General features: G+C 46.6%; 6 protein-coding genes. 2 read left to right on the forward strand and 4 right to left on the reverse strand.

All coding sequences use genetic code 11. The features are described 5' to 3' along the window. Both ACTTJ8_RS10920 and lon read left to right on the forward strand, forming a co-directional pair. On the forward strand, positions 1-503 hold a 503-nt coding region (locus ACTTJ8_RS10920), incomplete at its 5' end, for an Rpn family recombination-promoting nuclease/putative transposase (RefSeq protein WP_442721198.1). Between the two features lie 250 nt (positions 504-753). Continuing rightward, the gene (lon, locus tag ACTTJ8_RS10925; protein WP_442721199.1) at positions 754-3174 is read left to right on the forward strand and encodes an endopeptidase La; all 2421 of its coding nucleotides are present in this window, start codon (positions 754-756) and stop codon (positions 3172-3174) included. Here the strand turns inward: lon and citX are convergent. The 4 genes from citX to ACTTJ8_RS10945 form a co-directional block, all read right to left on the reverse strand. Next, positions 3171-3752, reverse strand: coding sequence for a citrate lyase holo-[acyl-carrier protein] synthase (citX, locus tag ACTTJ8_RS10930; protein WP_442721200.1), 582 nt, complete (start codon positions 3750-3752; stop codon positions 3171-3173). The two genes, lon and citX, sit on opposite strands and share 4 nt — an antisense overlap. Positions 3753-3816: 64 nt before the next feature. Continuing rightward, a complete protein-coding gene (locus ACTTJ8_RS10935; protein WP_442721201.1) occupies positions 3817-5112 on the reverse strand; it encodes a 2-hydroxycarboxylate transporter family protein in 1296 nt (431 codons plus the stop codon). 355 nt (positions 5113-5467) lie between these two features. After that, positions 5468-7039, reverse strand: coding sequence for an NAD-dependent epimerase/dehydratase family protein (locus ACTTJ8_RS10940; RefSeq protein WP_442721202.1), 1572 nt, complete (start codon positions 7037-7039; stop codon positions 5468-5470). A 9-nt stretch (positions 7040-7048) separates the two neighbouring features. Continuing rightward, positions 7049-7399: SIR2 family NAD-dependent protein deacylase (locus tag ACTTJ8_RS10945; RefSeq protein WP_487248078.1), on the reverse strand; the 351-nt coding region annotated here is incomplete at its 5' end.

The following is a 7399-nucleotide window of genomic DNA, read 5'->3' on the forward strand; positions in this document are numbered from 1 at the left end:
ATGACGCTATTCATTCAGAGTACCTGCTACAAGAAAAGACAGCGCATACCACACTGACGGATGTGCTTGAGGTACATTTCTTGGACTTACCGGCAGCAAAAAAGGCGAAAGAAGAAGGGAATGCGGTTGGTAAACGAGGTCAGCTTATTAACTGGCTGCGATTTATAGGAGCAGCCAATAAGAAGGAGAGAGCGATGATAGCAACGATGTCACCGGTATTACAAATGCTGAATGAAAAAATAGACGTATTAACTTTATCGCCGACAGAACGGAAACTGTATGAGTCAAGAATGAAGCTGAAAAGCGATATAACGACCATCTCAGAGACGCAATTCAGTGCGGGTGTCGAACGGGGTAAATCCCTTGGTCTTGCTGAAGGTGAAGCCCGAGGCTCCCGCCAAGCAAAGCTTGAAACGGCGAAAACGATGCTCACTATGGGCTACCCCGTTGGCGATATTTGCAAAATTGCAGGGCTTTCCTCGGCAGAAGTGGAAGCGTTATAGTCTGTTGAACCACGGACATCCCTGTCCGTTCTGCTACGTTGAAGAGTTTCAGAAGCGGCACGGATGCCCCCTCTTCCAGCGCTTTTGAAAATAGACGGTATAGATGCTAGGAGCGCACAAAAAACACCCGCAGGCGTATCTTTGATACGTTGAGGACTGTTTTTTGTAAAGCGACAACGCAGATATGCCGTATATTTTCAAAAGATATGATTGATTGACTTTTTACCCAATAATAGCGATATTTAACCTTATGGATTCAGATACTTCAAAAATTTTAGATACCTCAGACACTGTTGATAATACATCAGCTTCCAAAGAAGAAAAGGCTGTTATCCCTATTGAGGAGCTGTTGCCTAAAAAAATCAATCTTATTCCGCTTACCGGTAGACCGATTTATCCGGGGATTTTTACTCCGCTTTTAATTAACGATCCTGATGATATCCGCTCTGTGGAAGAAGCCTACGGCAATACCGGTTTTATCGGGCTTTCGCTGTTGAAAAATGAGACGGAAGAACCCGGTGCTGCCGATGTATACCAAATTGGAGCTGCAGCGCGTATTATCAAGAAAATCAATCTGCCTGACGGCGGTATCAATATTCTTATTTCAACCTTAAAGCGTTTTAAAATCCGCAAGGTGGTGAACGAAAAAAAGCCGATTGTTGTTGCGGTTCAATATCTTGAAGATGAAGAAGATGACACGCTTGAGGTAAAGGCGCTCCTTCGCGGGCTTATTGGAGAGATGAAGGAGCTTTCGGAGAACAACCCGCTGTTTACCGAAGAAATGCGGCTCAATATCGTCAATATTGACCATCCCGGAAAAATTGCTGACTTTACGGCTAGTATTTTAAGTATTCCAAAGGAAGAGCAGCAAAAAATCTTGGAAACAATCAATGTCCGCGAACGGATGGAAAAGGTTTTCATTCATATCAAAAAAGAGAAGGAGCTGCTGGAGGTACAGCGGAAGATTCAAGCTGATTTGGATATGCGGATTGAAAAAAATCAGCGTGAATATTTTCTTCATGAAGAGCTTAAAAGCATTAAAAAGGAGCTGGGACTCAGTTCTGATCCCAAAGATGCCGATGAAGAAAAATTCGGTAAGCTCATAGCTTCGTTTCAGTTTGAAGGCGAGGTAAAAGAAACGGTAGAGTCGGAATTTGAAAAATTCAAGTTTTTAGAACCGAATTCTCCTGAGTACATTGTGGCTCGGAATTACCTTGAGACGGTGGTAACCCTTCCGTGGAATCCGCCTGAACCGGAGGGCTATGATATAGAAGAAGCGCAAAAGGTACTGGACTCAGATCATTATGGGCTTGAGGATGTAAAAAAACGGATTATTGAATACCTTGCAGTACGGAAATTGAAAAACGACACAAAGGGATCGATTATTTTGCTGGTTGGTCCGCCCGGTGTTGGGAAAACCAGTGTTGGAAAGTCAATTGCCCGTGCGATGAACAAGCCGTTTTTCCGCTTTTCCGTAGGTGGTATGCGAGATGAGGCGGAGATTAAAGGACACCGCCGGACATACATCGGTGCAATGCCTGGTAAGATACTCCAGGGCTTAAAAATTGTTAAAACAAAGGCGCCGGTGTTTATGATCGACGAGATCGATAAGATGGGACAAAGCTATCAGGGTGATCCGTCCAGTGCTTTGCTTGAGGTGCTCGATCCCGAACAGAATGTCTCATTCCGGGATCATTATCTTGATTTGCCGTTCGACCTTTCGCATATCGTGTTTGTTCTCACAGCAAATACATTGGACAGTATTCCCCGTCCGCTGCTAGACCGTGCTGAAATTATTCAGCTTTCCGGCTACATCGATGCGGAAAAGGTTGAAATCGCAAAAAACTATTTACTGCCTAAGAGCCTCGAAAAAAACGGATTGAAAAAATCGCAGGTAAAATATTCCAAACAGATTCTACTGCATATTGCGAACGGCTATGCACGGGAAGCCGGAGTTCGGAATTTTGAAAAAAATCTTGATAAACTGCACCGTAAACTTGCCGTTGAACTGGTTACCGGTGAGCGCGGCGAAAAAGATGTATTTACTCCCGATACTGCAGAAATCGAAAAAATGCTCGGGAAACCGATATTCCGGGATGATGATGTAAAATACGCCAAGGTTCCCGGTACGGCAATCGGGCTTGCGTGGACAAGCATGGGCGGCGACACTCTTTTGATAGAAGCGCTTCCGTATAGGGGCAAGGGGGCGCTCAAGCTGACCGGTCAAATGGGCAATGTTATGAAGGAATCTGCCTCTATTGCATGGACATGGGTGCGGAACTTTGCTGAAAAACAAGGGATCGGCAGCCTTAAATGGTTTGAAAGTCATATCATCCATCTACACATTCCGGAAGGGGCAACCCCCAAGGACGGACCTTCTGCTGGTATCACGATGACCGTTACGCTGATTTCTCTGCTTTCAGGTAAGGTGATTAAGCCTAAACTTGCAATGACAGGCGAACTTTCTCTTACCGGTCAGGTATTACCGATCGGCGGATTAAAGGAAAAGACCATCGCTGCCCGCCGCAACGGTATCAAGGAAATTATTATTCCGGCAGCCAATGTCCGCGATCTTGAAAAAATCCCTGAGAAAGTTAAAAAAGGTATTCAGTTTCATCCTGTCAATACGATGGAAGAAGTACTGCATCACGCATTCCCGGATATGTTCTAATCATACCGGTTTTCCGAGAGCTGCTCCGGAAGCGGAATGCGCTGCCTGATAAGCGAAGAAATGGTGCGCTGCAGGTCGGAAACGCTGTGTGTTCTGTTCCGGGCGCACAGCTTTGCCGCATTGCCGCAGATCAAGCAGGAGCGGGGAGGGAATCCCAGCTCTGCGGCAGAAAGCTTTTGTTCAAAGCCGGAAAACACATCAAAGTCCCAGAGCACGCCGAGCGGTTCGGTACGTTCCAGTGCAGTACTGAGCTGTTTTATCCGCACAGCATCTGCATCCAGCATCCAATACGCGGTAGCTCCTGCCGGACGGCGGTCTTCACGGTAGCTGCTGATACGGATATCCTCTGTTTTCAGCGCTGCGGAAAATGCTTGATACCCGCAGTTGAATACCAGTTCTAAAAAGCGGTTATTCTTAATGGGACCGGGAATGACAAGCGAGAACATAACAAGTGTCCGGCTCAGCTGCTCTCCCGGTTCAGACTGGAACAATTTCGCCTGCTGCAGGCGGCGGGTGTCGCGTAAATCCGCCATATTCTGTATTGTTTGCGGAATTCCTTCCGTAAAAAGATCATTCATAAACGAAATTATACATACGGGGGATGTCTCAAAAGTTGGTTGCTTTTTCGACATCCCCTATACGCTATGACAACATCGAGAATAAAATACTGCCGATGATCAATACCATACCGCCGCCGAGACGGGATGAGAGCTGGGCATACGCCATTAAGCCCATACGTTTTGAGGCGCCCAAAACAGCGAGGTCTCCTGAACCGCCGCGGTTCGCCATACACAACCCCGCAGTAACTGCCGAATCAATCGGATAAAAGCCGACAAGATAACCGGTAACAGCGGAGCCGAGAATTGCACCTACAACAATGAGGAATGCGATAACCACGTTGCCAAAGGTAATAGCATCCATCAATTCCTTCAAGCTCGTATCTGCTCCAACGCCAACCATGATAATCAAAATTAAGGTACCGGTAAAAAAGCTCTGTAACTTTTTAGCGCCGGTACGTAAGCCTTCCGGTATAATCCCCATAGCGCTCACCAATGCAACAAATAAGATCATATAGGCAAAGGGATGGATTGCAACACCGAATATCTTTGGTAAAAGAGCTTTTCCAAAGAGCCGCCCCAGTGCATAAAAGGCAGAGGATAAGATTAAACCGCCGCCTACTTGCGCCAGTGTTGCCGAACTCTTGCCTTTTTCCGTAGCGATTTCTTTGTGCTTGCGCATGAGTACCGTGCCGTCTCCCGTTAATGAAGGTTTCTTTTCACCGATCTTGTTGAGAACCGCGGCAGTCATAATCGCAAAAATATTGGCAATCGTTAAAACGGAAATAGCAAATGCGTAGTATTCTGTCTTTGGATGACCGGTTACCTGTTCGTAAATCTGGCTGAGCGGTACCGCGCCTCCGCCGTTTCCGCCGCCCATAATCGGCAGTACATATTTCAGAATTGTTACTGCAGGGGAAATGCCGAATACTAATCCGCCTAAAATTCCCAGAATAGCAGCTCCGGCTAATCCGCCTAAAATTGCAGGAATATAACCGGCAAAGGATTTGAGAAGTATATCACGTTCAAGACTTAAAATAGAGCCGGTGATGAGTACTGCAATAAAGAAGGCAAGAAAATCCTGATCATCCATAACGGCTGCCATTGATTTTAAGTACGGCTGTGGAATAAGGTTAAAATACACCAGTACCGAGGTTCCGATAAATGCAAGCACGATACCTCCCCCGATGTAGGTATTCCAGAAAGGAATACGTTCGCCGATCTCGTAAAAGACAAGCCCAATGGCAAACATCAGTGCAAAAGACCCGAGTAAATCCTTTGATAATCCTCCAGTGTACGCTGCCGTCAAAATCGCAGCAACTGCACCCAGGGCAACATACCACGGCATACCGAAAACTTCCAGTGATTTTTTTTCACCCATACTGATAACTCCTCATAAAGATTAAAGAAAACCTCTAAAAATTTCCGTTTGTGGAGGTTCTCTTTAGACTATTTTGCGATGTTTTTTGATACGTCATAACAATGCAAAGACTTATCAAAAAGACTCGTCGGGCATCTCTAAAAGCTATACCTGAGTTTTTAGAGTTTCCCTATACCTCGGCATAAAACCGGTGGTTTTCACTAAGGAAATATGCTGCTAAATAGACAGCATGCATATACAGGTATTTTTACATAGCAGAATAGACCTATTCGATAACTGCGTTTTCGAATAGGTCGACGAGTTCTAAATCGCACAAATAGCACGATTTAGAACATCGCATTTCAAGGTAACCTGTTCAGAAACGGAAGTTTCCGAACAGGTTTAATATATCCCGGCCGTCCTCCGCCGAATACGATTCGGTTTCATCGATCCCGTGATCGTCATACCACACTTGCGCATAAAACGGGATGTGCTTGGCAAGCTCGCCGAAATTCCACGGCGGAGCGCTGCAGCATTCGGGGCACCAATGGCCTGTTTTAAGCACCAAATAAGGGCTTGCCGTAAACAGGTGCCCGTTATGGCACCGCCATTGCAAGGGACTGTACATATCGCCGCGGGTCATCGCGGTACTCACGCATGTGCCGCCGCGGAAATGCGCTGCCTGTTTTACATCTTCAAGGCCGAGTTCTTCGGTCTTTTTGGCCTCATCGTAGCCGTGGTCGAGCAGCAAACCCCTTTGCTCCAGTAAAGCTTCATCTTTTAATTGTTCATAGTCCAAAAAAGCGCCCGTTTCGGGATTTTGATTGTTGCACAGCAAAAAAAACTGTCCCCAGCTGCGCGCAAGTGCACGATATGCCTGCAGCGAACCGAAAAACGCCTGTACTCTTTTTTCAAGATGGTGCGATACCCAAAAGGCCGGCGCATTGTTGGAGCGCAGAAGAGGCATAATCGCAAAACGCCTGATAAGATGCGGAAAGGGTTTGCCGAACTTAAAATACCGGCATTTCTTTTCAAGTTTGGAAAAAAAATCCTCAAAGCCTTCATGCTGAAAATCGAGATATTCGTTCAATATATGAGAGTCGGCAAACCACATGCAATGAAAGTTGCGGATTGCGTTCCATTCAGGCCGAAAGATTTCAGTAGCGCTGCGTCCCATCATTTTAAAGCCGCGGTCAAGTGTTTCAAAGCCCGTAACGCGCGCTGTCTTGCCGTTTCCGATATTGTATACTTTTTTCCAGAAATCGGGACCAAGCGTCCCCGCTGCATCTTTTTCAACAAGATTTTTCAAAAGCAAACCGGAAGTACGTGCAGTCGCCCATTCTATCGGCGCATTCCAGCAAGTGTGAAACATAAGCCCGTCGTGCATATTATTCAAAAGCACCCGGTCATATAAAATACCGCTTTGACGAAGCGATACCCAGCACAAAGGAGACTCGATAACCGCACGTTCAGCTTTTACTTTGCTTGCCGCATATATATCGAATACACTTGGCATAAGCGGATCCCCTACCCGCCCCCACGGATGTTTAAACGTTCTGTTACCGTATTCCGCAACCGTGCCGATGTACACAAATTTGATTTTTTCAATTTGCCCGCTGTTGACCACCGCTTCAAGGAGGTTCTTGGTGCCAAGCCAATTGGTACGGCATGTTTCATCGGGATGGTGATCGGCGGCAGGGGGAATAACCGCCGCACAGTGCAGCACATAATCGGCATCCTTTACACCGGCTAGGCAATCGCTATACTGTTGGATATCGCCGAACAGTACCTCAACACGCCCACTTTTTTGAAGTTTTTTTGCCAACCGTCTGTTCGCTTTATTCGCACGCAAAAGAATCCTGCAGCGGAACTTTCCTGTCTGAACAATCTGCGCCAATGCTTCGGATCCCATCGTTCCCGACGCACCGGTAATAAAAACCAATTTCATACCGCTATCCTATGGAATAGTTTTTTCGTTCCTCAGCATCGTTTCAAGGACAGCCCCTATGTCGGCATCTATGCAAATTGAGCGGTCCCGTATGTCCGCAGGGCAGTTCGCTTCGCCGTAGTTAATGCAGCCATACGTTGCACACGGGTTACCGGCAGTCATCTGCCAAAAGGGATATTTAATGATGCCGGGCGTGTTGGGGCCTACTCCCAGTTCCAAAAAAAGAATGGAGCCGTCTTTATACGAAGCAAGAAAATCAGCATACCGCTGCGCCGCCCGATGCCAACCCGCATCTTCTACAAACGTAGAATCGCTTCGGAGATTCATCGTCATCGGTTTTCCGCAGCGCGGACAGTACGG

Origin of the sequence: Treponema sp., from assembly GCF_052169735.1 — a bacterium.
GTDB lineage: Bacteria > Spirochaetota > Spirochaetia > Treponematales > Treponemataceae > Treponema.

Excerpts from the sequence above, each read along its gene's own strand:
- lon (WP_442721199.1), top strand. The coding sequence starts at position 754 with ATGGATTCAGATACTTCAAAAATTTTAGATACCTCAGACACTGTTGAT.
- citX (WP_442721200.1), bottom strand. The coding sequence starts at position 3,752 with ATGAATGATCTTTTTACGGAAGGAATTCCGCAAACAATACAGAATATG.
- ACTTJ8_RS10940 (WP_442721202.1), bottom strand. The coding sequence starts at position 7,039 with ATGAAATTGGTTTTTATTACCGGTGCGTCGGGAACGATGGGATCCGAA.
- ACTTJ8_RS10935 (WP_442721201.1), bottom strand. The coding sequence starts at position 5,112 with ATGGGTGAAAAAAAATCACTGGAAGTTTTCGGTATGCCGTGGTATGTT.